General features: G+C 35.7%; 1 protein-coding gene. It reads left to right on the top strand.

Annotation, left to right across the window (positions count from 1 at the left end; translation table 11 throughout):
- The coding region (locus BG20_RS02650; protein ID WP_010190605.1) for a putative Ig domain-containing protein at window positions 1-507 on the top strand (507 nt) is incomplete at both ends.

Raw genomic sequence — 507 nt, 5'->3', positions numbered from 1 at the left:
ACAACTTATTCTCATACTGGTCTTACTACTGGAACTGTATACACATACAAGGTTTCAACAATAAACTCTGTTGGCACAAGCTCTGCATCAAATGAAGTCACAGCAACCCCATCAATTACTCTCAAACTCAATAAAATAGAAAACTTGACAATTGATGAAGGAAAACTTTTGTCTTTTATTGTCAAAGTAACTGATAGTTCACTTAATGATTTAGTGTACAGTCTAGACAAAAATCCTCCAACTGGTGCAAAAATCAATACAAACACTGGATTATTTTCATGGACCCCAACTAATCTGCAAGGTACAAAATCATACACATTTGATATAGTTGTAAAACAAGGTTCTGCAACAGATAGGCAATCAATTACAATTACTGTAAATGATGTTTTGAATACACCAGAACCAACTACAACTCCTAAATCAACACCTGAACCAACCAAATCACCTGAACCATCACCTGAACCATCACCTGAACCATCACCTGAACCGACAAAAACATCGACACTT

The organism is Candidatus Nitrosarchaeum limnium BG20 (genome assembly GCF_000241145.1).
In the GTDB taxonomy this organism is placed as follows: domain Archaea; phylum Thermoproteota; class Nitrososphaeria; order Nitrososphaerales; family Nitrosopumilaceae; genus Nitrosarchaeum; species Nitrosarchaeum limnae.
This window is presented reverse-complemented; position numbering and strand designations above follow the sequence as displayed.